Raw genomic sequence first — 26808 nt, 5'->3', positions numbered from 1 at the left:
GGAAATAATAGATGTTATTGAAAAAACAAACAGTTTGGCTTTTAACAATGTTAAGTCTTGTGATTGTACTTTCGGTTTACTATATCACTTCGCCGACACAACAGGTGACAGACATGGCCTCCGAGCAAAATGATGGAAGCAAACAAGCGAAAGAAGGGGACAATAAAGAAACGATGTCAAACGGTGACGTGGAAGTCGTAACCGATTCAGCTGGTAACGAAGTATTCGAAGCAATGAGAATGGAAGTGGAAGATCAGCGTGCGCAGCTTCGTGAAGAATTAGAAGCAAAAGTCGGAGATCCCGAATTATCTGCAGAAGAAAAAAGTGCAGCATATGAACAAATGGAAAACTTGAGAGAACTTGCAATGACAGAGTCCGTGTTGGAAACAACGATCAAGACGATCGGTTATGACGATGCATTGGTAAGAGCGAATGGGGAAAGCATCCGAATCACCGTGAAAACGGATAAAGAGCACACAACCGCCAATGCAAACGAAATCATCCGCCTTGTAATGAGTGAAGTAGGAAATGTCAAGCCAGTGGCAGTGGAATTCCAACCATCCAACTAATTGTATATAACCAAAGCAGTCCTTTCAAAAGGGGCTGCTTTTTTATTTCGTTGCCCTCAAGTGGTTGTTTTTTATTGAGTTGTCAACATATCACGGCCACCCCGTTCTATATTTAACTAGAGTACCGTCACGAAAAACAAAGGTATTATTTTATTTTTTTGAAAAAAAGAGCTAAAATAGAAATGAAGTATGTATGCGCTTCAAAAATGTGGCGTTAAGTACATGTTGAATTTATACGAGGTATTATCGTATGATATTAGTAGTTAGTCATAATTTTTCAAACTATAAGAGGGGTGTCCAACGTGTTAAAAATTCAAGAAATCCGTGAAATCATCAAACTCATCGATCAATCCAGTGTGGATGAGTTTTCATATGAGTATGAAGGTTCCAAGATTGAACTGAAGAAAAATGCAGCTGCACCGCAATTCATTCAGCAAGAAGTACAACAGCCTGCTCCACAAGCCGTGCAACAGGCACCAGCTCCAGCACCTGTACAGGCAGAAGCTGCGCCTTCCCAAGCGGAAGAAAGTAAGCCAGCAGAAGCGAAAGCTGATGATTCTAACTTACATAAAATCACTTCTCCGATGGTAGGAACATTCTACCAATCTTCTTCTCCTGATAGTGATGCTTACGTGAAAGTAGGCTCTAAAGTGGATGACAGTTCAGTTGTCTGCATCGTTGAAGCAATGAAGCTATTCAACGAGATTGAAGCGGAAGTGAAAGGTGAAATAGTAGAAATCCTGGTTAAAGACGGTCAATTAGTAGAATATGGACAGCCGTTATTCCTAGTCAAACCTGAATAAGGAGCGATAACTTTATGATCAAAAAGGTATTGATAGCCAATAGAGGAGAAATTGCGGTTCGCATCATCCGTGCTTGCCGCGAAATGGATATAGAAAGCGTAGCTGTTTATTCTGAAGCGGATAAAGAGGCGTTGCATGTACAGCTTGCAGACGAAGCATATTGCATCGGACCTACATCTTCAAAAGACAGTTACTTGAACTTTACCAATATCATTTCCGTTGCGAAGTTAACGGATTGCGATGGGATTCATCCTGGATATGGATTCCTTGCAGAAAACTCCGATTTCGCTGAACTTTGTCGTGAATGCAATATCACCTTCATCGGACCATCTCCGGAAGCCATCTCCAAAATGGGGACGAAGGACGTGGCACGTGAAACGATGCGCGAAGCAGGGGTACCGATCGTCCCTGGTTCGAAAGGAATCGTGAAAGACGCGGATGACGCGGTCAAGCTTGCTGAATCCATGGGCTATCCCGTCATCATCAAGGCGACGGCAGGTGGAGGCGGTAAAGGGATCCGCGTTGCCAAAACGCAGGAAGAGCTTGTGAAAGGCGTCAACATCACCCAACAGGAAGCAATGACCGCTTTCGGTAATCCGGGTGTTTATATCGAAAAATTCATCGAGGACTTCAGACATGTGGAGATCCAGGTCCTTGCAGACAATTTCGGTAATGTCATTCACCTAGGGGAACGTGATTGTACGATTCAACGCCGTCTTCAAAAGCTGATCGAAGAAACACCATCACCTGCACTGAATGAAGAAATTCGTGCCGAGATGGGTGAAGCTGCAGTAAAAGCAGCTCAAGCGGTTGATTATACAGGCGCAGGCACGGTAGAATTTATCTATGACTACAACAATCAATCGTTCTATTTCATGGAAATGAATACTCGTATCCAAGTGGAGCATCCTGTAACGGAACAGGTGACAGGAGTGGACTTGATCAAGGAACAGATCAAAGTGGCTTCTGGTGAGAAACTGTCTCTTACCCAGGAAGAAGTCACCTTCACAGGATGGGCAATGGAATGCCGGATCAATGCAGAAAACCCTGAAAAGAACTTCATGCCTTCTGCAGGAAGGATCGAAATGTACCTTCCTCCAGGCGGACTTGGCGTAAGAGTCGATTCTGCTGCATATCCTGGTTATATGATCCCTCCTTATTATGATAGTATGATTGCGAAAGTCATCACGTATGGAGCGACACGTGAAGAGGCGATTTCACGTATGAAACGTGCCCTGAGTGAATTTGTTGTAGAAGGGGTGCATACAACCATCCCGTTCCATTTGAAACTATTAGAACATGAAACCTTTGTAGGTGGAGAATTCAATACGAAGTTCTTGGAAAAATACGAAGTAATGAAATCCTAGTGTGAATTCAGGAGGTGCCAGACATGGCGGAAAATCAAAACCTTTTACAAATGTCTCACGGTAAAGACGGCCTTGGGAAGATTGAAATCGCACCTGAAGTAATAGAAGTGATTGCAGGAATCGCAGCATCGGAAGTAGAGGGTGTATCCCAAATGCGAGGAAGCTTTGCAACAGGTGTAGTCGAGCGTCTTGGAAAGAAGAACCACGGTAAAGGTGTAAAGGTGGAGCTTGCAGAAGAAGGAATCATCATTGATGTCTATTGCATCATGAAATTCGGAGTCTCAATTCCTACCGTTGCACAAAAGATCCAGGATAACATCCGTCAAGCCCTATCGAATATGACGGCACTTGACGCAGATGAAGTAAACGTCCATATCGTGGGCGTGCAGTTTGAGAACCAAACCATCGAAGCAGAAATCGATGAAGAGATGTAAGGAATGATTGAGGGAACGGCCTTTATAGGTCGTTCTTTTTTTGTTGACCTTGTTCCTACACATTGTTGTATTTTCTCGGAATATGGCAGCGGTGTTTAAACGATTCATTTTTATTTGTCAGCGCTTTAGAATGCAGGTGGAAATAAATGGAATCATCAATCTTCGTTAACAAAGCCTCACAATCTATTCAGAATATTATTTTTTCTCCATTTGCGTGCGTATCGACATCGGTTTATGCTATTATCAAAGGTATGAAAATTGACAAAGATTAAAGGAGTAATAATAAGACATGAAGAGAAGAGTTGCTCGTGAGAAAGCTTTACAAGCTTTATTTCAAATAGATATGAGCGGTATTGAACCCCAGGAAGCATTAGTGAATGTTGTTGACGGAGAAGAAGTGGATGCATTCTTGGAAGGGCTTGTACTAGGATTTATGGAAAATAAAGAGAAGATCGACGGCATAATAAGAGAAAACTTGGAGAAGTGGTCGTTTGACCGCCTTGCGAAAGTGGACCGGAATATTTTGCGAATCGGGACATTTGAATTGCTTTTTGGAGAAGATGCTCCGGATAAAGTCGTCATTAATGAAGCGGTTGAAATTGCGAAGACTTTCGGCGATGATCAATCAAGTAAATTTGTGAACGGCGTACTCTCTAAAGTAAGTCAATCTTAACCAGGATAGGGGCTTTTGATATGTCAGCGGAACTCATTGACGGCAGGCTCATTGCTAACTATTACCGTGAACAATTGAAGAAAACGATCCATGAGTTGAAAACAGAGGATGTGATTCCTGGACTAGCCGTGATTCTGGTCGGTGATAACCATGCTTCGGGCACGTATGTACGAATGAAAAGAAAAGCGTGCGGCGAGCTGGGGATTCATTCTGAGTTATATCATTATGAAGAATCCTTAACACAGGATGAATTGGTCCTTAAGATCGAAGAGTTAAATGGAAGAGATGACATCCATGGCATCCTGGTGCAATTACCACTGCCCCAGCACATCAACCCCATTACGATCATTGAAACCATTTCACCTTCTAAAGATGTGGATGGATTTCACCCCGTCTCTATAGGTAAGATGGTGACAAATCAAGATACGTTCTATTCTTGCACACCTCTCGGGATCATGAAGATGCTTGAGTATGAAAATGTCGACATCAAAGGGAAGCACGTGGTGATCCTTGGAAGAAGTAACATTGTTGGCAAGCCTGCAGGTCACCTTTTCCTCAACAGGGATGCGACGGTCACCTACTGTCATTCACAGACAACGAACTTGTCCGAGTACACGAAGAAAGCGGATATCCTCGTTTCAGCAGTCGGTAAGCCTGATTTGATCAGGGCTGAAGATGTCAAACAAGGAGCGGTTGTCATAGATGTTGGAATGAACAGAAACGCGGAAGGGAAATTATGCGGGGATGTCAACTTCCACGAAGTAAAAGAAGTTGCGGGTAAAATTACCCCTGTGCCGGGAGGGGTCGGTCCGATGACCATAACCATGCTTCTGTATAACACTGTCAAGTCTGCACGCTGGCAGCTTGTCAATCGCCAAAATGGATAAAACATAGTAGACTATAGATAACAACTAAGAAGGGACGGCATACCAGCTTGTCCCTTTACGTATTCCTGCATGCTAAAATAAGGTGAAACTGTTTTTAAAGGAGTAAGGTGAGTATGGAACAGGATCAGTCCAGATATTTAACGGTACAAGCACTGACGAAATACATAAAGCGTAAATTCGATAAAGATCCCCATCTGTCGAATTTGTTTGTCAGAGGAGAAATATCCAACTTTAAACAGCATTCAAGCGGACATATGTACTTTACATTGAAAGATGACCGGGCAAGGATCCTTTCAGTCATGTTCTCAAGCCATAATCAACAGCTCAAGTTCAGGCCGGAAAGCGGTATGAATGTGCTGATACGCGGTGATATTTCCGTTTATGAAGCTGGTGGACAATATCAGATTTATGTAAAGGAGATGCAGCCGGACGGAATCGGTGAGCTTTACCTTGCATATGAACAATTAAAGGAAAAGCTTGATAAAGCCGGCTACTTTGATCAAGCGAGAAAAAGGATGATCCCGAAGTTCCCTTCCAGGATTGCAGTCGTTACATCCCCGACCGGTGCCGCGATAAGGGATATCATTACAACGATCAAGAGAAGATATCCAATCGGTGAAATCCTCATTTTCCCTGCCCTGGTCCAAGGTGAACGGGCGGCCGGTTCGATTGCGGGAGCCATAAAAAAAGCGAATGAAACTAAGGGTATCGATGTCTTGATCACGGGCCGCGGCGGTGGTTCCATTGAAGAGCTTTGGGCATTCAATGAAGAAATCGTGGCACGGGCGATTGTCGAATCTCGAATACCGGTGATTTCCGCTGTCGGACATGAGACGGACTTCACGATCGCAGATTTTGTAGCCGATCTGAGGGCGCCGACACCGACGGCAGCAGGTGAACTGGCGGTGCCTCATATCGATGATCTGCTCGAACGGATCATGAACCGTAAGTTAAGGATGATTAAATCATTCAAGGCAAAACTCCAATCTGAACGAAATCGCCTCAACGGCTTAACGAAATCATACGCATTAAGGAACCCACATACGTTGTATCAACAAAAGGTCGAGCATGTCGACAGATTGACGGAACAGTTGCAAAGAAATATTTCCTTGAACATATCCAGACAGAGGGATTCCCTGAAAGTGTTGGTTTCAAGGTTGGAGCGCGTACACCCATCCTTTACACTTAAGATCCAGCAGGACCGGGTGAAGTTCTTGCGGGAGCAAGTGGAAAAAGAGTTCAAGGGAGTACTTAAAGATAAAGCAAATAAGTTTCAATCGATCATCTCAACATTGGATGCACTGAGCCCATTGAAGGTCATGGAAAGGGGTTATAGCCTTGTCTATGGACCCAATGGAGAGCTGGTCAAATCCTCCCAACAAGTCTCAAGAGGGGACAAACTTGAAATCGGTGTCAAAGATGGTGCAATAATATGTGAAGTAGATACGATAAAGGAGCGAATTGATAATGGCAAAGACGAATGAAGAGCTGTCATTTGAAGAGGCAATGAAGCAACTGGAGGAAATCGTCGATAAATTGGAAGAAGGGGAAGTCCCTCTAGAGAAAGCGTTGCAGTTCTACCAAAAAGGGATGGAGCTATCCAAGTATTGTCACGATACCTTGAATAAAGCGGAGAATCAGTTAACCAAGATGATCACGGATGAAGGTGAAAAAGACTTCGAAATCAAAGAGGAGGAGTAGCACGTGAGCCTTCATGCTGACCTGGAAGTGTTCCAGCAAAAATACAAGAAGAAGATTGAAGAAATCATGACCGGTTATGTCGATGAGAAGAGTCTGCCATCCACTATTAGGGAAAGCATGATGTATTCTTTGAAGGCTGGCGGTAAAAGGATCAGGCCGATCCTACTATTGGCTGTCATCGAAGGATACGGAAAAGATCCCGTCCTCGGTATGAGAACGGCCGCTGCACTGGAAATGATCCATACATATTCTCTTATCCATGATGACCTTCCTTCTATGGACGACGATGATCTCAGGAGGGGAAAGCCAACCAATCACAAAGTATTTGGCGAAGCCATGGCCATTCTTGCCGGTGATGGGCTCTTAACCCTTAGCTTCCAGATCCTCACTGAAGATCCATTGCTCTTGAATGAACAAAAAGTCAACCTAGTGGCCTTGCTAGCGAAATGTGCCGGGGCAGAGGGGATGGTAGGTGGACAAGTCGCTGATATCGAAGGGGAAGACAAAACGCTGACAGTGGAAGAACTTGAGTCGATCCATGTCCGGAAAACAGGGAGATTATTAGTATTCAGTGCGCTTGCCGGGGCAATCATTTCCGGGGCTACACAAAAGGAACAGACCCAGCTTGAAAATTATGCTTACCATATCGGATTGGCATTCCAGATCCAGGATGACATCCTCGATATCGAAGGGGATGAAGAACTGATCGGCAAACCTGTCGGAAGTGATGAATCCAAGAAAAAAAGCACCTATCCGGGACTGTTGACTATGGCTGGGGCTAAGGATAAACTACACTACCATTTAGATGAAGCACTTCAATCGCTGAATGGCCTGGAGATGGATGTGTCATTACTGAAGCAAATTTCACATCTCATTGTCAATCGTAACCATTAGGGTTCATAATTATTTGAGGAAATCATAAAATATGATATAATACAGATATAAACATTTGGGTGGTGCAGTATTCTAGTCAATCCACCAATCCTGAAGGTGGGCCTAAAAATCCACTAAAGGGCACATCGATGAAGTTCCTGGACTTGGCTTGAGGCGCCCAGCTTTGGGTCATATCTGGGAGTAAGGCTTGAGGGCGATCCACAATGGCATGTGGGCGTTGACCCGCAAGCCGCGGAGGCTCTGTATCTTACGCTGGCATAATGCATGTGCAATAAGTACAGAGTATGAACCTGCGATCGTGATTGTAATAATCACTAGCAGCGTAGCCTGCCTTGAGTGAAGAGAGAGGGGATTATGGTTACAAAGTACACATCAGTTGGCCATTGATATGTGCTTTTTCGTCCATATGAAATCCTCTTTGCAAAAGAGGCTAAGGATTGTGTTAAGGATTGTTGAGGAAAACTCCTAGACTGTTCATTGGACATATATTGAGGATTATAGTGCGGACTAAGTGGTAATCCAGTCTAGCTTGTGGTGACGCGGCTAAGTCGGGTTTAAAGGGAAACCGCCGGTATGGCAACATCCGGTACCTGATTGGGAAAACCTACTGGACCTAAGCTGCAATTTTTACTCTCTATATGACCATCCAATTACATAGTACACAAACGATATATTTACACAGTAGAAACGGTGTGTGTAGACGATAATGAATGATACATTGAAAAACTCAATAAAATGGAGTGTCAGTATTGCCGTTATCACATTAGTGTTAGCGGCTATTTTTTCAGTTACATCAAATATGGTACTTAATGGAGTAGCTTGGGGAACAGGGCTTTTAGTGGTCCTTCTCATCGTTTGCATCGGTATTTTCTTTGATATGCTTGGAATTGCTGCGACAGCTGCGGATGAGACACCATTCCACTCAATGGCGGCAAAGAAGGTATACGGAGCAAAGTATTCCATTCGCATCGTCCGTAATGCCGATCGATTTGCAAGTTTCTGTAACGATGTGATCGGCGATATTTCGGGAATCATCAGCGGGACGGCTTCTGCTATTGTCATCATTCAGTTGGCGGTTTCCTTTCAATTGGAAGGCGGATCCCTTAAAGAGTATGTCGTAAGCGTAACGCTGACCAGCATCATCGCCGCCCTTACCGTTGGTGGCAAGGCACTGGGGAAAACGTTTGCGATAACTTACTCAAAGGATATAATATTTAGAGTCGGTACCGTTCTTCAATTTGTTGAAGATCGATTTCATATCGTGTTGATAAGTGATAAAAAGGATCAAAAGAAGAAAAAGCGAAAATCCGATAAATAAACTATTTTAGTCATGAAAGCGAGTGGACCCAATGGATTTATTATCAATAAAGGAGCCTTCTTTCCTAAAGACCCTTAGTAATAAGCAATTAGAAGAGCTCAGTCAAGAGATACGCCAGTTTCTGATTAAGAATTTATCTAAAACTGGGGGTCATATTGGTCCGAATTTGGGTGTCGTGGAGTTGACGGTCGCCCTTCATAAACATTTCAATAGTCCTGTTGATAAAATAATTTGGGATGTAGGGCATCAGTCCTATGTACATAAGATCTTGACCGGTCGGGCTTGTCAGTTTGATACATTGCGTCAGTATAAAGGCTTGTGTGGATTTCCTAAAAAATCAGAAAGCGAACATGATGTATGGGAAACGGGGCATAGTTCCACCTCCCTTTCCGCTGCAATGGGGATGGCAATCGCGCGTGATGTGAAAAAAGAAAAGTCCTTCATCATCCCTGTCATCGGCGACGGTGCCTTGACAGGTGGAATGGCTTTGGAAGCGCTGAATCACATCGGTCACGAAAAGAAGGACATGATTGTCGTACTGAACGATAACGAAATGTCCATCGCCCCGAATGTAGGCGCATTGCATAGTGTTCTTGGCAGGCTCCGCACCGCAGGAAAATATAATTGGGTAAAAGATGAGTTGGAGTATATCCTCAAAAGAATCCCGGCAGTAGGCGGGAAACTTGCTAGCACGGCTGAAAGGGTAAAGGACAGCCTGAAGTATCTGTTTGTCTCCGGGATGTTCTTTGAAGAACTCGGTTTCACTTATCTTGGCCCAATCGATGGCCATGACTTCGAAGAATTGGAAGAAAATATCCAATACGCAAAGAAAACCAAGGGACCTGTGCTTCTACACGTCATAACGAAGAAAGGGAAGGGGTTCCATCCGGCAGAGTCTGATAAAAAAGGCGACTGGCATGGAACCGGCCCATATAAGATTGATACAGGTGATCTGATCAAACCGATCAATGCACCTCCATCATGGAGTGGACTTGTAAGTGAGACGGTAAGGAAGATTGCCAGGACAGACGAAAGGGTTGTAGCCATTACACCGGCGATGCCGGTGGGATCCAAACTGTTGGGCTTTGCTGAAGAATTCCCGGACCGCATGTTCGACGTGGGGATCGCGGAACAACATGCCGCCACCGTTGCCGCCGGGCTTGCTACCCAGAATATGAAGCCATTCCTCGCCATCTACTCTACATTCCTGCAAAGGGCGTATGATCAAGTGGTGCATGACATTTGCAGGCAAAACTTGAATGTATTCATCGGGATCGATCGTGCGGGTCTGGTCGGAGCCGACGGGGAAACCCATCAAGGTGTATTCGATATCGCCTTCTTAAGGCATCTGCCAAACATCGTCATCATGATGCCGAAAGATGAGAATGAAGGCCAGCATTTAGTCAATACGGCATTACAATACAATGACGGACCGATTGCACTTCGATATCCTAGAGGGAATGGTTATGGAGTACCGATGGATGGGTCATTAAAGACGATTCCGATCGGGAAGTGGGAAACACTAAAAGACGGGGATGACGTGACAGTCCTGACATTCGGCACAACGATACCTATGGCACTCCAAGCCGCAAATGACCTTGAGGAACAAGGGGTTTCCGTGCGGGTGGTCAATGCTAGGTTCATCAAGCCGATGGATGAAGAAATGCTAAAGTCCATCTTTGAACAAAGCATGCCTGTCCTTACGATCGAAGAAGCGGTCCTTCAAGGTGGATTCGGGAGCGCAGTTCTGGAATTCGCTCAAGAAAATGGGTACAGGGATGCAGTCATCGACCGAATTGGAATCCCTGATTATTTCATCGAACATGGAAGTGTGAAGGAATTATTGAACGAAATCGGCATGACGAAAGAAAATGTCATGGACCGGATCCTGACAATCACTCCAAATAAACAAAAGAGGGCTTAACAAATTTATGAAGGTAAAAAAACAACGACTGGACGTCCTCTTAGTTGAAAGAGGACTTATTGAAACAAGGGAAAAAGCGAAAAGGGCGATCATGGCCGGCCTTGTCTACTCAAATGAGGAAAGGCTCGATAAACCCGGAGAAAAGGTGAATGAGGATGCCGAGCTGACCATCAAAGGTAAGATGATGCCATACGTTAGCCGTGGGGGACTGAAGCTTGAAAAGGCTTTGAAGGTTTTCGATCTTGATGTAAAGGATAAAGTCATGATCGACATCGGTTCTTCCACTGGTGGATTCACAGACTGCGCCCTCCAAAATGGAGCAGTGAAGTCCTATGCGATCGATGTCGGCTATAACCAATTAGCCTGGAAGCTAAGACAGGATGAACGGGTTGTTGTGATGGAAAGAACTAATTTCAGGTATGTGACCCCAGCCGATCTGCCGGGTGAGATGCCTGCCTTTGCATCGATCGATGTCTCTTTCATCTCGCTTTCACTGATCCTTCCTGTACTGAAGACCCTGTTGGTACCAGGCGGAGATTGCGTCGCGCTCATCAAGCCACAATTCGAAGCCGGAAAGGAACAGGTCGGTAAGAAAGGGATTGTACGCGACCCTAAGGTTCATCATGCAGTCATCGAGAAGATCATGGATTTGGCCGTCAGGGAAGGATACGCGATCCATGGACTATCCTATTCCCCGATCACCGGAGGAGACGGCAATATCGAATTCCTTATCCATATCCGTTGGACGGGGATGGATGATGATGGGAAATCACTTTTGACCGTCACCCCTCAAGAAGTGATAGAAGAGGCGCACAGTCAATTCAAGGCCCCCAACCAATAAACGTCCGGACTGCTCCTGTTGGGGGCAGTCTATTTTTTATGGCCAAAGGGTCTTATGTGAAAAGGGGTACACCAGCCGTCCATATGCCCATCGGTAGCCGTTTAGTCAATCTCATCTACCTCGGCTTTTCTGTTGTACTTATCCCTGAAATAGGCTACTATAAGCGTAGAGGTATAATTATACAGGCTTAATTTGATGTAAGAGGTGTAAGTTCTATGATGAACAAAGGACAACGACATATTAAAATAAGGGAAATCATTACGAATAGAGACGTCGAGACACAGGATGAACTGGTTGACAGCCTCAAGAATGCAGGTTTCAATGTCACTCAGGCTACGGTTTCAAGAGACATTAAAGAGCTGCATTTAGTCAAAGTCCCTCTGATGGACGGGCGCTATAAATACAGCCTTCCTGCAGATCAACGGTTCAATCCTCTTCTAAAATTGAAAAGGACCCTGACGGATGCATTTGTCAAGATCGATACAGCAGGACACATGCTTGTCATGAAAACCCTTCCCGGCAATGCCAACGCCATCGGCGCACTAATCGATAATCTGGACTGGGAAGAAATTCTTGGCACGATCTGTGGGGATGACACATGTCTCATCATTTGCAGGACGGAAGGCGAGACGAAAGTCATCACAGAGCGCTTCCTTGATATGTTATAAATAAGATTTGTCCGGATAGAAGTACTTTATATCATGATACGGGTGGAATGGAAGCTCCACCCGCTTTTAACTTTTAAAAAAACGTTGCATGAGCCCTATTAAGGGATTTGTACCTTATCAATTGAGGTGATCTTTTCTTGTTACAGGAATTATCCATTAAAAATTTTGCCATTATCGACTCATTGGCACTTTCATTTGAAGAGGGACTCACTGTCCTTTCGGGGGAGACGGGGGCAGGTAAATCAATCATCATTGATGCAATCCACCTCCTCGTCGGAGGACGCGGTTCTGCTGAATATGTGCGTCATGGTGAGAAAAAGGCCGAGATAGAAGGCTTATTCATTCTCGATGACGATGCCCACCCTTGTTATGAGAAAGCTTCTAGTTTTGGAATCGAAATTGAAGAAGGCATGATCATCCTCCGGCGGGAGATTTCTAATTCAGGTAAAAGTGTTTGCCGGGTGAATGGGAAATTGGTCACAATCGCCATCATGAGGGAGATCGGCGGGGCGCTGATTGATATTCATGGGCAACATGAACACCAGGAATTAATGAATGAGCATCTGCACCTTTCGCTTCTGGACCAATTTGGAGGCAGTGAGATTCAGCAGAATTTAACATCATATAGGGAAATCTATAAAGAATATAGCGGGATTCATAAGCAGTTGATCAGGCTCAATGAAAATGAACAAGAAATGGCACATCGGCTGGATCTCATTACGTTTCAGTTGAAGGAAATACAAGACGCGGATTTGAAGTTGAATGAAGACGACGAGCTTTTAGAAGAGAAGCGCAAGCTGACGAACTTTGAAAGATTGTTCGAAGCTCTTCAAACTTCGTATAACAGCATTCAAGATGAAGGCAAGGGACTTGATTGGACAGGACTTGCGATGAGTCATCTTGAAACAGCGGCGGATCTTGATCAACGTTATCAAAAAACGCTGGAATCGGTTTCGAATGCTTTTTATGTGCTCGAAGATGCCGTTCATCAAATCCGGGGTGATCTTGATCAGTTGGAGTTTGAGCCCAATCGGTTGGATTTCATTGAAACAAGACTGAACGAAATTAACGGATTGAAAAGAAAATACGGTTCCTCGGTGGAGGAAATCCTCTCTTACAGCTCCAAAATCGAAGAAGAAATAGAAACGATTGTGAACAAGGATTCCCATATTGTAGAACTGGAAAACAAATTGTCCTCCCTGGAAAAAGATCTCGTGATAGAAGCGAAGAATCTGACTCAATCAAGAAAAAAATGGGCCAAGAAATTGACGAAAAGCATCCACGAACAATTGAAGCAGTTATACATGGATAAAACAAAGTTCGAAGTCCGTTTCAGCGGTGATGAAGATCATCAACTTTTCGAGTTTTCGCGGTTTAAAAAAGACGGATGGGATGACATCGAGTTTTATATTTCCACAAACCCTGGCGAGCCTTTGAAACCATTATCAAGGGTGGCTTCTGGCGGCGAGCTATCGAGGATCATGCTGGCACTGAAGACGATCTTCTCCAAGCATCAAGGCATTACGTCGATCATTTTTGATGAGGTCGATACAGGAGTGAGCGGTAGGGTGGCTCAAGCCATTGCTGAAAAAATATATCAGGTTGCAACCCATTCCCAAGTTATGTGCATTTCACACTTGCCGCAGGTTGCCGCAATGGCAGATAGTCATTTGTTCATTTCAAAACAGCTTCAAAATGGCAGAACAAGTACCTCTGTCAAGCGACTGGAGGAAAATGAGAAGGTTAGAGAAATTTCCCGGATGATTTCTGGGGTGGAAATTACCGACCTGACACAGGAGCATGCAAAAGAGCTTCTCCAATTGGCGAGTTCAATTAAAAATATTTGAAAAAGCTATCCATACAGGGTAGCTTTTTTTCTTTATTACCAGTTATAAATGTAGGTATTAAAGGCTAAATTAAGACTGTAGCCAAGTAAGTGAGTGTGCAACCTGAAGCGAGGAGAGTGAAAAGAGTGAGTGTAGATTTTTTCAGGAAATTCATAGGTGGAATTCTCCTTGTTTCGCTTTGTTTTTTTGGATTTTATGAACCTGTTCAACAATTAGTGAAGATGCCGAATTCAATCAGCGTGATGGAAGGGGATCAAGTTGCTCTCCCTAAGGCTTCATCCGTTACTGCGATGAGTTCGTATAACAATAAAAATGTCGGGGTCACTGATGAGAAGGGACTTCTATCCATCCAGGGCAAATCGGTAGGAAAAGATGAAGTCGTACTCGAATTGGCCGGGCTCCCGGTGAAAAAAGTGAATGTAGAAGTACTGAAAGATTTTAAAGTCATTCCGGGAGGTCAATCAATCGGAGTCAAGTTGAATACCGTCGGGGTGCTGGTCGTTGGCCACCACTTGGTCGCAACGGAGAAAGGGAAGGTGTCCCCCGGAGAGAAAGCGGGAATTCAAGTCGGGGATATGATTACAGAAATTAACGGCAAGAAGATCGAACAGCTTGCTGATGTAGCTCCTTTCGTTCAGAAGGCTGGAGAAGAATCGAAGAGTATGGATGTTGTATTGAAGCGGGAAGACGAAGTTGTAAAAACGTCATTGCTCCCCTTGAAAGAAGAGGGGGAAGAAACATACAAGCTTGGTCTGTATATTCGTGATTCTGCAGCGGGCATCGGCACGATGACGTTCTTTGATCCAAATTCCAAGAAATACGGGGCATTGGGGCATGTGATCTCGGACATGGATACAAAGAAACCAATCGTAGTGGAAGACGGTGAAATCGTAAATTCTGAAGTGACATCGATTGAGAAGGGAAGCGGGGGTAAGCCCGGGGAAAAGCTTGCGCGCTTTTCTGCAGACCGTAACGTCATCGGGAATATTACCCGAAACAGTCCTTTCGGGATCTTTGGCAAGCTGAATCAGTCAGTAGAGAATAACGTGCTCGATAAGCCGATGCAGATCGCCTTGTCGCACCAAGTGAAAGAGGGGCCAGCTGAGATCCTGACCGTAGTGGATGGAAGTAAAGTGGAAAAGTACGACATTGAAATTGTCAGTACGATCCCGCAAAAGTTCCCTGCCACAAAAGGGATGGTCATCAAAGTAACTGATCCTGAATTATTGGAAAAAACGGGCGGGATCGTCCAAGGGATGAGTGGGAGCCCGATCATTCAGGATGGGAAACTAATCGGTGCAGTCACCCATGTATTCGTCAACGATCCGACCAGCGGATATGGAGTTCACATAGAATGGATGCTGAGTGAGGCCGGTATTGATATTTATAAACAAAATCATGAAAGAGCAAGCTGACTATTTCAAACCCTTGTAAGGTGCCCGGATCATCGTGGTACTTGGAAGGGTTCTTTTTTTGCTTGTGAAACGGAACAATTTGTCGGAGAAGGTACCGGATTATTATAAGGGCAACTTATCACAAGGATTTGTAATAACACTGTAATATTGTTAAAATAAAGATTATTCGACAAAAGTGCGTTTGATTATCGAAAGCGGTCGAAAATTAGAGGAAAACTAAGTAAACAAGAGAAAATAATATATTTTTTGGTATTTTTTAAAAAATAAAAGGATTTTTGGTTGCATTGTCGAAAAAGTAATTTAGAATAAAAAATAGACACATGAATTATTATGGATTCGAGGAGGAAACCTGTAGTGAAATCAATTAAAGTTTGTGTAGTGGATGATAATAGGGAATTAACATCTTTACTGGAGGATTATATCGCGTCGCAAGATGATATGGAAGTGGTCGGGATCGCTCATAACGGCCAAGAGTGCCTAGATTTAATGGAAGAAGTCAATCCGGATGTTTTGGTACTGGATATCATCATGCCGCATCTGGATGGTCTTGCGGTACTTGAGCGCCTCCGTGAGAGAAGTACCATTCCCAATGTCATCATGCTTACGGCCTTTGGCCAAGAGGATGTAACGAAGAAGGCCGTCGACCTTGGAGCATCTTATTTTATCCTTAAGCCATTCGATATGGAGAATCTTGTCAGTCATATCAGGCAAGTCAGCGGAAAATCAAATCCAATCATTAAGAAACATTCCTCATCCAGATTAACTACAGAATCCAAGCCGAGAAACCTAGATGCAAGTATTACGAGCATCATCCATGAAATTGGTGTTCCTGCACATATCAAAGGATATTTATACTTAAGAGAAGCGATTTCCATGGTATATAACGACATCGAGTTGCTTGGATCCATCACAAAGGTTCTTTATCCTGATATCGCCAAGAAGTATAATACAACGGCATCCCGTGTGGAACGTGCAATCCGTCATGCAATCGAAGTTGCATGGAGCAGGGGGAATATCGATTCGATCTCTTCCTTATTCGGATATACCGTCAGTATGTCCAAGGCGAAGCCTACAAACTCTGAATTCATCGCGATGGTGGCGGACAAGCTGCGACTAGAGCACAAGGCTTCTTGAAAGGATAAGTGATCCTTTTCCCATTGTCATAGACATATACACACAGAACCCGATAAATGGATCATTTATTGGGTTTTTTATTTCTTCAAGAGGGCAATTACACATATAATTGCGGGAAGGAATTATGAAATGAAGTAAATTTTATTTACGGGAAGTGACGAAATGACACTGATATTTGCCCATAGAGGATCGGCGGGAACTCATCCCGAGAACACGATGGACGCTTTTCTTGAGGCGGAAAGAGTCAAGGCGGATGGGATTGAATTGGATGTCCAATTGACGAAGGATGGTGAGGTAGTTGTCATCCATGATGAAACGGTGGATCGAACGACAAATGGCAAAGGATATGTAAAGGATTCCCACTTTAAGGACCTGAGGAAATTACATGCCAATTATACGTTCAAGAAGAAATATTTCCACAAACATAAGATTCCGACTCTTGAAGAGGTATTTGACTGGATGAAGGAGAATCAACTTGTTTGTAATATTGAGTTGAAGAACAGCATCATTGAATATGAAGGCCTTGAAGAGAAAGTGATAGACATGATCAATCGATACAGCTACACGGATCGTACGGTGATTTCTTCTTTTAATCATTACTCCATTGTCGCTTGCAAGCAGCTGGATCCTTCGTTGAATATCGCGCCATTGTATTCAAATGGGTTATATATGCCTTGGCTCTATGCAAAATCCTTAGGGGCGGAAGCCATTCACCCCAATCAGAAAGTGGCATCGGATGACATCGTCATCGATTCAATGAAGAATGGCATTGCGGTCAGGCCATATACCGTCAATAAAGAGACGCAGATGAAGAGGTTCTTCGCAGTCGGATGCTCTGCAATCGTGACCGACTATCCCGAACGGGCCATAGCGGTGCGGGGGGGATAAAAGTAAAAAAAGCTAACGTCTGCTACGAGACGTTAGCTTTTTTTGTTGAAACGGTCTTGTACTTTGTTTCTTTTGCGATCCCTGTGAAGAATGAAGCCAGCAATAAATCCCAGGCCGAGGATGAATAACATCAAGCCTGTCAGGAATTGCAACCAAAGAAAGGGGAACGGCGCCTGTAGAATGCCGAATGACATATCCCGCATTAATTTAATACCCAGTGCTGCCAGTCCCCCGGGAATCACCATGATGATCAGTGCTATGATACGTACCATTATGGACAAAGCTCCTTTGTATCTACTACTAGAAATTCTAACTCCAACTAGAAAATTGTCAAGCAGTTGGCTGTATTGTAAAATAGAGAAGGTACATGAAATAATTTGCACGTGTTTAAACTTGGGGTGAAAAATATTGCAAAATGTGTTGATTATCGGAGGGGGCAAAGGTGGTACGGCCATCTTGAAGATCCTCCGCGAAGTCACGTTGATGAAAGTGATCGCTATCACGGATGTTAATGAAGATGCCAAAGGATTACAAGTGGCGAAAGAGTGTGGAATTCCCTTCGGAAGGGATTGGAGGGAATTCCTGGACGATACAGTTGATATTGTCATCGAAGTCACCGGGGATCAACAAGTCTTTGAAGAGGTAAGGGAAGCCAGGGGGAAGAACACCGTGCTCATTCCGGGCAGTGTCGCATTCTTGATCTCAAAATTATTGGAAGAAAAGGAAGACCTTATTCATCAGCTGACGAGTGAATCATTCAAACGTGATCTGATCTTCAATTCAACCGACGATGGAATGGTCGGTATAGATTCAAAAGGGATTGTCATGTTGTTCAATAAAAGTGCGGAGCGCATGATCGGTGCTGATGGGGAATACGTCATGGGCAAGCATATCAACGATGTGATTCCTGAAAGTAAGCTTACCACAACATTGGAGACAAGACGGACTGAGGTCAATCAGGAAGTTGTACTGGAGAATGGCCTGAAAATCATTTCCAACAGGATTCCGATGATTACGGAAAATGATGAAGTGATGGGAGCATTCACCGTATTTAAAGACATCACTGAAGTTGTGAATCTTGCGGAAGAAATAACGAATCTGAAAGAAATCCAGACGATGCTTGAAGCAATCATCCATTCAAGTGATGATGCCATCTCGGTGGTCGATGAAGAAGGTAAGGGCATCCTCATCAATCCGGCATATACAAGGATAACGGGGCTGACTCAGGAAGAGGTAATAGGAAAGCCTGCGACCACAGACATATCCGAAGGTGAAAGTATCCACCTGAAAGTATTGCAGACAAGAAGGGCCATTCGTGGAACAAGGATGCGGGTGGGGCCGAAGCGGAAGGAAGTCATCGTGAATGTTGCTCCGATCATTGTCGATGGAAAGCTGAAAGGTAGTGTTGGCGTCATCCATGATATGTCTGAAATTCAGTCACTCACTCAGGAGCTTGACAGGGCGAGGAAAATTATCAGGACCCTAGAAGCGAAATATATGTTTGAAGATATCATAGGTGAATCCGAAGAAATGAAGATTGCGGTAGAACAAGCAAAGCTGGGTGCGAAGACCCCTGCCACCGTTCTGTTGAGAGGGGAATCAGGCACCGGTAAGGAATTGTTTGCACATGCCATACATAATGCAAGTGACCGCAAGTTCAATAAATTCCTTCGGGTGAATTGTGCTGCCATTTCGGAAAGTCTTCTTGAGAGTGAGTTGTTCGGATATGAAGAGGGGGCGTTTTCCGGTGCGAAACATGGAGGGAAACGTGGAATTTTTGAGGAAGCGGATAAAGGAAGCATATTCCTGGATGAAATAGGTGAGCTCAGTGCAGGTACACAGGCCAAATTACTGAGGGTCCTGCAGGAGAGTGAAATTGTGCGGGTAGGCGGCACGAAATCAATCAATATCAATGTCCGGGTCATCGCGGCAACAAACGTGAATCTCGAGAAAGGCATTGCTGATGGTTCATTCAGGGAAGATCTGTATTATCGATTGAATCGGATGCCGATTCAAATTCCGCCACTCAGGAACAGAAAGAGTGATATCCCGTTGATCTGTGAGAGTCTCATTACGAAACTCAACCAGGATTATGGGAGAAATGTTGAAGGTATCACTGAAAAGGCTGTCGGTCGGTTGATGGACTATCACTGGCCGGGGAATGTACGTGAACTTGAGAACGTACTTGGGAGGGCGATGATTTTCATGGAGTATAACGAAACCTCTATCGATGAACATCACTTGCCTGCCCTGGAAAAAAGAGAAGGCGAGAAGCCGGCCTATAAAGGGTATATAGGTGTCACTGAACCGAAGGATTTGGGCTCGCGGCTTGAGGAGTATGAAAAGAAGATAATTCAAGACGTTTTAGAGCAGAATAATGGTAATAAGACAGCCACCGCTAAGATACTTAACGTTTCAGTGAGGAACTTATACTACAAACTTGAAAAATACAACATTGAAAAAAATAGCATGAAATAATTTGCATAGTGTGAAATAATTTGCATGCATCGTAATCGGTGATGAAGCGTTTTCAGTGGTTTTTAAAGTTGGCACGCTTTTTGCATGTATGGATAATGGGAACAATATTTTTTGAAGGGGTTGAAACATACATTCATGAATCTACAGTCTTTAGTGGAGAAAGCAACCCAGAAAGCGAACTCTGTTGTAGCCGTAGCTGCTGCAGAAGATAAAGAAGTGCTGGAAGCCGTTGGTATGGCAGTGGACAAACAGATGGCCGACTTCATCCTCTTTGGAGATAAAGAAAAGATTGAAGCCATCCTAGGAGAGGTTGCCCCGCACCTACTCTCTAACGATGCGCTCAGAATCAAGCACGCTGCTTCACCTGTCAAAGCTTGTGAACTCGCAGTGAAGTCAGTCAGGGAGAATGAGGCAGGTGCCTTAATGAAAGGGAATGTCCCGACTGCAGTCATATTAAAAGCAGTATTGAATAAGGAATGGGGTCTGCGCACGGGCAATGTCCTGTCCCATGTTGCTGCGTTTGAAATAGCAGGTTTCGATCAACTCATCTTTGTGACGGATGCTGCCATGAATATCGCACCAGACATAAACCAGAAGGTACAAATTATTCAAAATGCGGTTGCGACCGCATCCTCGATAGGTGTGACCATGCCGAAAGTGGCTCCACTCGCAGCAGTCGAAGTGGTGAACCCTTCCATGCAGGCAACCGTTGATGCAGCATCGTTGACGATGATGAATCAAAGGGGTCAAATCAAGAATTGTATAGTCGATGGGCCTCTTGCCCTTGATAATGCAGTCTCTAAGCATGCTGCAGAGCATAAGGGAATCCACAGTGATGTGGCCGGACAAGCCGATATCCTGCTTGTGCCGAATATTGAAACAGGCAATGCATTATACAAATCACTCATTTACTTTGCCAAAGCGAAAGTAGGAGCAGTGATCGCAGGTGCAAAAGCACCGATCGTGTTAACATCCAGAGCAGACAGTGCCGAAAGTAAATTATACTCACTTGCACTGGCGATTTGCTCTGCTACGAATGAATAAATCAACTTACAAAACTGGGGAGGAAATACAAATGAAAATTTTCAGCTATATGGAACAATATGATTATGAGCAATTGGTATTCTGTCAGGACGAAGTGTCCGGCTTAAAGGCGATCATCGCCATCCACGATACAACGCTTGGTCCGGCACTTGGCGGAACCCGCATGTGGACATATGAATCCGAAGAAGCAGCAATCGAAGATGCACTTCGTTTAGCTCGTGGGATGACTTACAAAAATGCTGCAGCAGGACTTAACTTAGGTGGAGGGAAAACGGTTATCATCGGAGATCCTCGCAAAGACAAAAACGAAGAAATGTTCCGTGCTTTCGGACGTTACATCCAAGGATTGAATGGACGTTATATCACGGCTGAGGACGTGGGTACGACTGTAGCCGATATGGATTTGATCCATGAAGAGACTGATTACGTAACGGGTATTTCACCTGCATTCGGTTCTTCAGGGAACCCTTCTCCGGTGACCGCTTATGGAGTTTACCGCGGTATGAAAGCAGCGGCTAAAGAAGCATTTGGTACAGACTCACTTGAAGGGAAAACAATCGCCGTCCAAGGTGTAGGGAACGTTGCTTACAACATGTGTAAACATTTACACGAAGAAGGGGCGAAACTGATCGTAACGGATATCCATAAGGAATCAGTAGACCGTGCAGTGAATGATTTCGGTGCAAAAGCGGTAGATCCTTCAGAAATTTACAGCGTAGACTGTGACATCTTTGCGCCATGTGCACTGGGAGCGATCATCAATGATGAAACGATTTCACAAATTAAAGCGAAGGTGATTGCAGGCGCTGCAAATAACCAACTTAAAGAGACTCGTCACGGAGATGCCATCCATGAAATGGGTATCGTATATGCACCTGATTATGTCATCAATGCCGGTGGAGTCATCAACGTAGCGGACGAACTTTATGGTTATAACAACGAAAGAGCCATGAAGAAAGTAGAACAGGTTTATAACAATGTAGAACGCGTAATTGAAATCGCGAAGCGTGATAACATCCCTACCTATGTAGCTGCAGATCGCATGGCGGAAGAAAGAATCGAAAAAATGCGTCGTTCAAGAAGTCAATTCTTGCAAAACGGACAACACATCTTAAGCAGACGCGGATAAACATGGGGAACGCTTGACTTCTATGAAGTGAAGCGTTTCTTACCTGAAAGCTCTGTTAACAAAGAAAAGGATGCGAACAAGGGGTTATCTGTCATAGGGGGAAATTCAAATACAGAACTATACAATACAGCTACCCAAATGGAGGTAACGGCAGTGCAAGAAATGAAACATCGAATCTTAGTCATTAATCCAGGATCGACATCCACAAAGATCGGGGTCTTCGATGATGACCGGTCGATCTTTGAAAAAACGATCCGTCACGAAACAGAAAAAATAAACGAATTCCCAAATATCATCGACCAGTATGAATTCCGAAAGGACACCATTCTTCAGACTTTGGATGAAGAAGGTATCAATATCAGTAAACTCAGTGCGGTATGCGGACGTGGCGGTTTGCTCAGGCCTATTGAAGGTGGAACGTATCTTGTGAATGATGAAATGCTTAAAGACTTGAGGGATGGATATTCCGGTCAGCATGCTTCGAATCTAGGTGGGATACTGGCCTTTGAAATTGCATCAGGGCTAAATATTCCTTCCTACATCGTCGACCCTGTCGTGGTGGACGAGCTTCAGCCTCTTGCACGGATTTCCGGATTCTCACTCATTGAACGCAAAAGTATTTTCCATGCGCTGAATCAAAAGGCCGTGGCCAGAAGAGTCGCGAAACAAATCGGGAAAAGGTATGAAGATCTCAATCTAATCGTTACCCATATGGGGGGCGGAATCACAGTCGGGGTCCATCATAATGGCAGAGTGATCGACGTGAACAATGGTTTACATGGAGACGGTCCATTCAGTCCTGAACGTGCAGGTACCGTACCTGCAGGTGATCTGGTTGATTTATGCTTCTCCGGTCATTATTACAGAGATGAGATCATGAAGAAACTGGTCGGTCAAGGTGGATTGGTAGGTTACCTTGGTACGAGTGATGCCGTGAAAGTGGAAAAGATGATTGAAAACGGCGATGAAAATGCAAAAGAAGTATACGATGCCATGGCTTATCAAATTGCCAAGGAAATAGGCTCAGCCAGTGCAGTTCTTAATGGAAAGGTCGATGCCATTGTCCTAACGGGCGGCTTGGCATATGGAAAAGAATTCGTCAAAGCCATCAGTGAAAGAATCAATTGGATTGCAGACGTCATCATCCATCCGGGTGAAAATGAGCTGCAGGCCCTCGCTGAAGGTGCATTGAGAGTGTTAACCAATGAAGAAAACTATAAAGAATATCCTGGGACGGTAAAGAAAGAAGCCACGGTATAGACATGAGGAGGATGGAACTTTGGCACAAGAATATGATCTAGTCATTCTGGGCGGGGGTACAGGCGGTTATGTAGCCGCAATCCGCGCCTCACAATTAGGTTTAAAAACAGCGATCGTTGAAAAAGGGAAGCTTGGGGGCACTTGCCTTCATAGAGGTTGCATCCCTAGTAAAGCGCTTTTACGTAGTGCGGAAGTATACGCGACGGCTAAGCACAGTGAAAATTTCGGGGTGAACATCAATGGAGTGGAACTGGATTTCACAAAGGTCCAGTCACGTAAAGACGGAATTGTCGAGCAGCTTCATAAAGGTGTCCAGCACTTGATGAAACAAGGGAAAATAGATGTATTTGAAGGCATCGGACGCATTCTAGGGCCTTCCATCTTTTCCCCAATGCCCGGCACCATCTCAGTGGAGATGAATAACGGCGAAGAAAATGAGATGTTGATTCCGAAGAATGTAATCGTTGCCACGGGGTCTCGCCCTCGTTCACTTCCTGGCCTTGAAATTGACGGAGAATACGTCCTGTCTTCTGATGAAGCGCTTTCGCTTGAAGAACTGCCGAAATCAATCATCATAGTAGGTGGTGGCGTGATCGGGATCGAGTGGGCTTCCATGTTGTCGGACTTCGACGTCGAAGTAACAGTAGTCGAGTATGCGGACAAAATCGTCCCGACGGAAGATCATGAAATTTCAAAAGAAATGCAGCGTTTGATGAAGAAGAAAGGCGTTAAAATCGTGACAGGTGCAAAAGTCCTTCCGGAATCACTTCAAAAAGGGGAAGGAACCGTAACGATCAACGCAGAACATAAAGGCGAAGAAAAATCATTCACAGCCGAAAAAATCCTGGTTTCAGTCGGCAGGCAGGCAAATGTAGAAGGCATCGGCCTTGAAAACACGGATATTAAAATCGAAAAAGGCTTTATCGAAGTGAATGCCTTTTTCCAGACAAAGGAATCTCACATCTATGCAATCGGGGATGTCATCGGCGGCCTTCAGCTTGCGCATGTCGCTTCTCATGAGGGGATCACGGCTGTGGAACACATGGCTAATGAAAATCCACATCCGATCGATTATTCACTTATCTCGAAATGCATTTACAGCAATCCGGAAATCGCCAGTGTAGGCATGACCGAGCAAGAGGCAAAGGAAAAGGGCTTTGAACTTAAAGTAGGGAAGTTCAGCTTCAGAGCCATTGGAAAGGCGCTTGTATACGGTGAGTCTGATGGATTCGTGAAAATCATTGCGGATAAAGAAACGGACGATATCCTCGGTGTCCATATGATCGGTCCACATGTAACCGACATGATTTCAGAAGCAGGACTTGCACGTGTATTGGATGCGACACCTTGGGAAATCGGTCATACCATCCATCCGCATCCTTCCCTATCAGAAGCGATCGGTGAAGCCGCACTCGCAGTGGACGGAAAAGCGATCCATTCATAAAATCATGAATTTTTTTGAGGGAGAATGACTTCTCCCTCACATATAGACTTTAACCTGCAGGAGGTAAATAAGATGGCTGAGAATCGTCATGAAGAATTAGGTCTCTCAAATGAAAAAGTGTTAGAAATGTATGAAACGATGCTACTTGCTAGAAAAATCGATGAGCGTATGTGGTTATTGAACCGTTCCGGTAAGATTCCTTTCGTTATTTCATGTCAGGGACAAGAAGCAGCACAAATCGGGGCTGCATTTGCACTCGACACTGAAAAGGACTATGTCCTTCCTTACTATCGTGATATGGGGGTTGTCCTTACGTTTGGTATGACTGCCAAGGAATTAATGCTTTCCGGTTTTGCCAAAGCAGAAGATCCAAACTCAGGTGGGCGCCAGATGCCAGGACACTTCGGTCAAAAGAAAAATAATATCGTGACCGGCTCTTCACCTGTTACGACCCAGGTCCCACATGCTGTCGGCATTGCACTCGCTGGTAAAATGGAAAAGAAAGACCTGGTTACGTTCGTAACATTCGGCGAAGGTTCTTCCAACCAGGGTGACTTCCATGAAGGCGCTAACTTCGCTGGTGTACATAAGCTTCCGGTTATCTTCATGTGCGAAAACAATAAATACGCAATCTCTGTTCCGATTGAAAAACAATTGGCGTGTGAAAACGTATCGGACCGTGCAATAGGATACGGAATGCCTGGTTATACCGTTGATGGAAATGATCCTCTTGAAGTATATAAAGCAGTTAAAGAAGCAGCAGACCGCGGCCGCCGCGGCGAAGGCCCTACACTGATCGAAACGGTATCATACCGTTTGACTCCTCACTCTTCTGATGATGACGACAGAAGCTACCGTTCTCCAGATGAAGTGGCAAAAGCTAAGACGAACGATCCGATCATTACGTTCGGTGCTTATTTGAAAGAAACGGGCGTCATGAACGATGAACTTGAAAAAGAAATCAATGATCGCGTGATGAAGCAAGTGAATGAAGCAACAGACTATGCAGAAAACGCTCCATATGCTGAGCCTGAATCAGCAATGAAGTATGTATACGCAGAAGAAGAGTAAGGGGGAATAGATAATGCCAGTAATTTCATACATTGATGCCGTAACAATGGCAATTAGAGAAGAAATGGAACGAGACGAGAAAGTATTCGTCCTTGGTGAAGATGTCGGGAAAAAGGGCGGAGTATTCAAGGCGACTCACGGATTGTATGATCAATTCGGGGAAGAACGTGTGATTGATACACCACTTGCTGAATCTGCCATCGCAGGGGTGGGAATCGGTGCTGCAATGTACGGTATGAGACCGATCGCTGAAATGCAATTCGCCGATTTCATCATGCCTGCCGTTAACCAGATCATTTCTGAAGCGGCACGTATCCGTTATCGTTCAAACAATGACTGGAGCTGTCCGATGGTCATCCGTGCACCATACGGAGGCGGCGTACACGGAGCATTATATCACTCACAATCTGTTGAGGCAGTATTCGCCAATCAGCCTGGTCTGAAGATTGTTATGCCGTCGACTCCTTACGATGTAAAAGGGCTACTGAAAGCGGCAATCCGTGATGAAGATCCGGTTCTATTCTTTGAGCATAAACGTGCATACCGCTTGATCAAAGGGGAAGTTCCCGAAGATGATTATACGCTTCCAATCGGAAAGGCTGACGTTAAGCGTGAGGGTGAAGACATTACTGTCATCACATACGGACTATCCGTCCACTTCGCCCTACAGGCAGCGGAAAAGCTTGCGCAGGATGGGATCGAAGCGCATATCCTTGACTTAAGAACCATCTATCCGCTGGATAAGGAAGCGATCATCGAAGCAGCATCAAAGACAGGTAAAGTACTTCTTGTGACGGAAGATAATAAAGAAGGAAGCATCATGGGTGAGGTTTCGGCAATCATTGCAGAGAACTGCTTATTCGAGCTTGATGCACCGATCAAACGTCTTGCAGGACCTGATGTCCCTGCAATGCCATATGCACCTACTATGGAGAAATACTTTATGATCAACCCGGACAAAGTAGAAAAAGCGATGCGAGAGCTTGCAGAATTTTAATTCATTTAACATATTGAATGCA

General features: G+C 44.5%; 25 protein-coding genes. 24 read left to right on the top strand and 1 reads right to left on the bottom strand.

What is annotated here, in order from left to right; translation table 11 throughout:
• The first annotated feature begins 11 nt into the window (after positions 1 to 11).
• The 17 genes from LCM10_RS07255 to LCM10_RS07175 all read left to right on the top strand — a co-directional run bounded on the left by LCM10_RS07255 (position 12) and on the right by LCM10_RS07175 (position 17363).
• Entirely contained in the window at positions 12 to 569 is a 558-nt protein-coding gene (locus LCM10_RS07255) for a SpoIIIAH-like family protein (RefSeq protein ID WP_224875469.1), read from the top strand.
• 302 nt (positions 570 to 871) lie between these two features.
• Positions 872 to 1372 carry an acetyl-CoA carboxylase biotin carboxyl carrier protein gene (accB, locus tag LCM10_RS07250; protein ID WP_224875468.1) on the top strand — a complete coding sequence of 167 codons (501 nt, stop codon included), beginning with the start codon at positions 872 to 874 and terminating at the stop codon, positions 1370 to 1372.
• A 14-nt stretch (positions 1373 to 1386) separates the two neighbouring features.
• On the top strand, positions 1387 to 2739 hold the full coding sequence (gene accC / locus LCM10_RS07245; RefSeq protein WP_224875467.1) for an acetyl-CoA carboxylase biotin carboxylase subunit: 1353 nt from the start codon (positions 1387 to 1389) through the stop codon (positions 2737 to 2739).
• Positions 2740 to 2762: 23 nt separating this feature from the next.
• The gene (locus LCM10_RS07240; RefSeq protein ID WP_224875466.1) at positions 2763 to 3173 is read left to right on the top strand and encodes an Asp23/Gls24 family envelope stress response protein; all 411 of its coding nucleotides are present in this window, start codon (positions 2763 to 2765) and stop codon (positions 3171 to 3173) included.
• Positions 3174 to 3462: 289 nt separating this feature from the next.
• A complete protein-coding gene (gene nusB / locus LCM10_RS07235) occupies positions 3463 to 3846 on the top strand; it encodes a transcription antitermination factor NusB (protein ID WP_224875465.1) in 384 nt (127 codons plus the stop codon).
• Between the two features lie 20 nt (positions 3847 to 3866).
• On the top strand, positions 3867 to 4733 hold the full coding sequence (gene folD / locus LCM10_RS07230; RefSeq protein ID WP_224875464.1) for a bifunctional methylenetetrahydrofolate dehydrogenase/methenyltetrahydrofolate cyclohydrolase FolD: 867 nt from the start codon (positions 3867 to 3869) through the stop codon (positions 4731 to 4733).
• 113 nt (positions 4734 to 4846) lie between these two features.
• On the top strand, positions 4847 to 6217 hold the full coding sequence (gene xseA, locus LCM10_RS07225) for an exodeoxyribonuclease VII large subunit (protein ID WP_224875463.1): 1371 nt from the start codon (positions 4847 to 4849) through the stop codon (positions 6215 to 6217).
• Positions 6201 to 6434: an exodeoxyribonuclease VII small subunit gene (gene xseB / locus LCM10_RS07220; protein WP_224875462.1), complete on the top strand. Its 234-nt coding sequence runs from the start codon at positions 6201 to 6203 to the stop codon at positions 6432 to 6434. The genes xseA and xseB overlap by 17 nt, the downstream gene beginning before the upstream one ends.
• Before the next feature lie 3 nt (positions 6435 to 6437).
• Positions 6438 to 7328, top strand: a complete 891-nt coding sequence (locus LCM10_RS07215; RefSeq protein ID WP_412103368.1) for a polyprenyl synthetase family protein — start codon at positions 6438 to 6440, stop codon at positions 7326 to 7328.
• A gap of 706 nt (positions 7329 to 8034) precedes the next feature.
• A complete protein-coding gene (locus LCM10_RS07210) occupies positions 8035 to 8646 on the top strand; it encodes a hypothetical protein (RefSeq protein ID WP_224875461.1) in 612 nt (203 codons plus the stop codon).
• Between the two features lie 31 nt (positions 8647 to 8677).
• Positions 8678 to 10570, top strand: a complete 1893-nt coding sequence (gene dxs, locus LCM10_RS07205) for a 1-deoxy-D-xylulose-5-phosphate synthase (RefSeq protein WP_224875460.1) — start codon at positions 8678 to 8680, stop codon at positions 10568 to 10570.
• A gap of 7 nt (positions 10571 to 10577) precedes the next feature.
• Positions 10578 to 11411, top strand: coding sequence for a TlyA family RNA methyltransferase (locus LCM10_RS07200; protein WP_224875459.1), 834 nt, complete (start codon positions 10578 to 10580; stop codon positions 11409 to 11411).
• 218 nt (positions 11412 to 11629) lie between these two features.
• Entirely contained in the window at positions 11630 to 12079 is a 450-nt protein-coding gene (gene ahrC / locus LCM10_RS07195) for a transcriptional regulator AhrC/ArgR (protein WP_224875654.1), read from the top strand.
• A 137-nt stretch (positions 12080 to 12216) separates the two neighbouring features.
• Entirely contained in the window at positions 12217 to 13926 is a 1710-nt protein-coding gene (gene recN / locus LCM10_RS07190; protein WP_224875458.1) for a DNA repair protein RecN, read from the top strand.
• Positions 13927 to 14051: 125 nt separating this feature from the next.
• Positions 14052 to 15341, top strand: a complete 1290-nt coding sequence (gene spoIVB / locus LCM10_RS07185) for a SpoIVB peptidase (protein WP_224875457.1) — start codon at positions 14052 to 14054, stop codon at positions 15339 to 15341.
• A 354-nt stretch (positions 15342 to 15695) separates the two neighbouring features.
• A complete protein-coding gene (gene spo0A / locus LCM10_RS07180) occupies positions 15696 to 16475 on the top strand; it encodes a sporulation transcription factor Spo0A (RefSeq protein WP_224875456.1) in 780 nt (259 codons plus the stop codon).
• A gap of 162 nt (positions 16476 to 16637) precedes the next feature.
• Complete coding sequence (locus tag LCM10_RS07175; RefSeq protein WP_224875455.1) at positions 16638 to 17363, top strand: glycerophosphodiester phosphodiesterase; 726 nt, start codon at positions 16638 to 16640, stop codon at positions 17361 to 17363.
• A gap of 32 nt (positions 17364 to 17395) precedes the next feature.
• Here the strand turns inward: LCM10_RS07175 and LCM10_RS07170 are convergent, their stop codons facing one another.
• On the bottom strand, positions 17396 to 17635 hold the full coding sequence (locus LCM10_RS07170; protein WP_224875454.1) for a DUF2627 domain-containing protein: 240 nt from the start codon (positions 17633 to 17635) through the stop codon (positions 17396 to 17398).
• A 136-nt stretch (positions 17636 to 17771) separates the two neighbouring features.
• Between LCM10_RS07170 and LCM10_RS07165 the strand changes: the two genes are divergently transcribed.
• The 7 genes from LCM10_RS07165 (at position 17772) to LCM10_RS07135 (ending at position 26786) form a co-directional block, all read left to right on the top strand.
• Complete coding sequence (locus LCM10_RS07165) at positions 17772 to 19841, top strand: sigma 54-interacting transcriptional regulator (protein ID WP_224875453.1); 2070 nt, start codon at positions 17772 to 17774, stop codon at positions 19839 to 19841.
• A 135-nt stretch (positions 19842 to 19976) separates the two neighbouring features.
• The gene (gene yqiS / locus LCM10_RS07160) at positions 19977 to 20885 is read left to right on the top strand and encodes a phosphate butyryltransferase (protein ID WP_224875452.1); all 909 of its coding nucleotides are present in this window, start codon (positions 19977 to 19979) and stop codon (positions 20883 to 20885) included.
• A gap of 31 nt (positions 20886 to 20916) precedes the next feature.
• Positions 20917 to 22014 (top strand): branched-chain amino acid dehydrogenase, encoded by a 1098-nt coding sequence (bcd, locus tag LCM10_RS07155; protein ID WP_224875451.1) that lies wholly within the window; start codon positions 20917 to 20919, stop codon positions 22012 to 22014.
• Positions 22015 to 22167: 153 nt separating this feature from the next.
• Positions 22168 to 23274: a butyrate kinase gene (gene buk / locus LCM10_RS07150; RefSeq protein WP_224875450.1), complete on the top strand. Its 1107-nt coding sequence runs from the start codon at positions 22168 to 22170 to the stop codon at positions 23272 to 23274.
• A gap of 19 nt (positions 23275 to 23293) precedes the next feature.
• Complete coding sequence (lpdA, locus tag LCM10_RS07145; RefSeq protein WP_224875449.1) at positions 23294 to 24718, top strand: dihydrolipoyl dehydrogenase; 1425 nt, start codon at positions 23294 to 23296, stop codon at positions 24716 to 24718.
• Positions 24719 to 24790: 72 nt separating this feature from the next.
• On the top strand, positions 24791 to 25789 hold the full coding sequence (locus LCM10_RS07140; protein ID WP_224875448.1) for a thiamine pyrophosphate-dependent dehydrogenase E1 component subunit alpha: 999 nt from the start codon (positions 24791 to 24793) through the stop codon (positions 25787 to 25789).
• A 13-nt stretch (positions 25790 to 25802) separates the two neighbouring features.
• Positions 25803 to 26786: an alpha-ketoacid dehydrogenase subunit beta gene (locus tag LCM10_RS07135; protein ID WP_224875447.1), complete on the top strand. Its 984-nt coding sequence runs from the start codon at positions 25803 to 25805 to the stop codon at positions 26784 to 26786.
• Positions 26787 to 26808 lie beyond the last annotated feature (22 nt).

This window comes from Rossellomorea aquimaris (genome assembly GCF_020171925.1).
GTDB lineage: Bacteria > Bacillota > Bacilli > Bacillales > Bacillaceae_B > Rossellomorea > Rossellomorea aquimaris_F.
This window is presented reverse-complemented; position numbering and strand designations above follow the sequence as displayed.

What these genes read in the sequence shown, in the direction of transcription:
- LCM10_RS07255 (WP_224875469.1), top strand. Translation starts at nt 12, where the DNA reads ATGTTATTGAAAAAACAAACAGTTTGGCTTTTAACAATGTTAAGTCTT.
- accC (WP_224875467.1), top strand. Translation starts at nt 1,387, where the DNA reads ATGATCAAAAAGGTATTGATAGCCAATAGAGGAGAAATTGCGGTTCGC.
- LCM10_RS07240 (WP_224875466.1), top strand. Translation starts at nt 2,763, where the DNA reads ATGGCGGAAAATCAAAACCTTTTACAAATGTCTCACGGTAAAGACGGC.
- nusB (WP_224875465.1), top strand. Translation starts at nt 3,463, where the DNA reads ATGAAGAGAAGAGTTGCTCGTGAGAAAGCTTTACAAGCTTTATTTCAA.
- folD (WP_224875464.1), top strand. Translation starts at nt 3,867, where the DNA reads ATGTCAGCGGAACTCATTGACGGCAGGCTCATTGCTAACTATTACCGT.
- xseA (WP_224875463.1), top strand. Translation starts at nt 4,847, where the DNA reads ATGGAACAGGATCAGTCCAGATATTTAACGGTACAAGCACTGACGAAA.
- xseB (WP_224875462.1), top strand. Translation starts at nt 6,201, where the DNA reads ATGGCAAAGACGAATGAAGAGCTGTCATTTGAAGAGGCAATGAAGCAA.
- LCM10_RS07210 (WP_224875461.1), top strand. Translation starts at nt 8,035, where the DNA reads ATGAATGATACATTGAAAAACTCAATAAAATGGAGTGTCAGTATTGCC.
- dxs (WP_224875460.1), top strand. Translation starts at nt 8,678, where the DNA reads ATGGATTTATTATCAATAAAGGAGCCTTCTTTCCTAAAGACCCTTAGT.
- LCM10_RS07200 (WP_224875459.1), top strand. Translation starts at nt 10,578, where the DNA reads ATGAAGGTAAAAAAACAACGACTGGACGTCCTCTTAGTTGAAAGAGGA.
- ahrC (WP_224875654.1), top strand. Translation starts at nt 11,630, where the DNA reads ATGAACAAAGGACAACGACATATTAAAATAAGGGAAATCATTACGAAT.
- LCM10_RS07175 (WP_224875455.1), top strand. Translation starts at nt 16,638, where the DNA reads ATGACACTGATATTTGCCCATAGAGGATCGGCGGGAACTCATCCCGAG.
- LCM10_RS07170 (WP_224875454.1), bottom strand. Translation starts at nt 17,635, where the DNA reads ATGGTACGTATCATAGCACTGATCATCATGGTGATTCCCGGGGGACTG.
- yqiS (WP_224875452.1), top strand. Translation starts at nt 19,977, where the DNA reads ATGAATCTACAGTCTTTAGTGGAGAAAGCAACCCAGAAAGCGAACTCT.
- bcd (WP_224875451.1), top strand. Translation starts at nt 20,917, where the DNA reads ATGAAAATTTTCAGCTATATGGAACAATATGATTATGAGCAATTGGTA.
- LCM10_RS07140 (WP_224875448.1), top strand. Translation starts at nt 24,791, where the DNA reads ATGGCTGAGAATCGTCATGAAGAATTAGGTCTCTCAAATGAAAAAGTG.
- LCM10_RS07135 (WP_224875447.1), top strand. Translation starts at nt 25,803, where the DNA reads ATGCCAGTAATTTCATACATTGATGCCGTAACAATGGCAATTAGAGAA.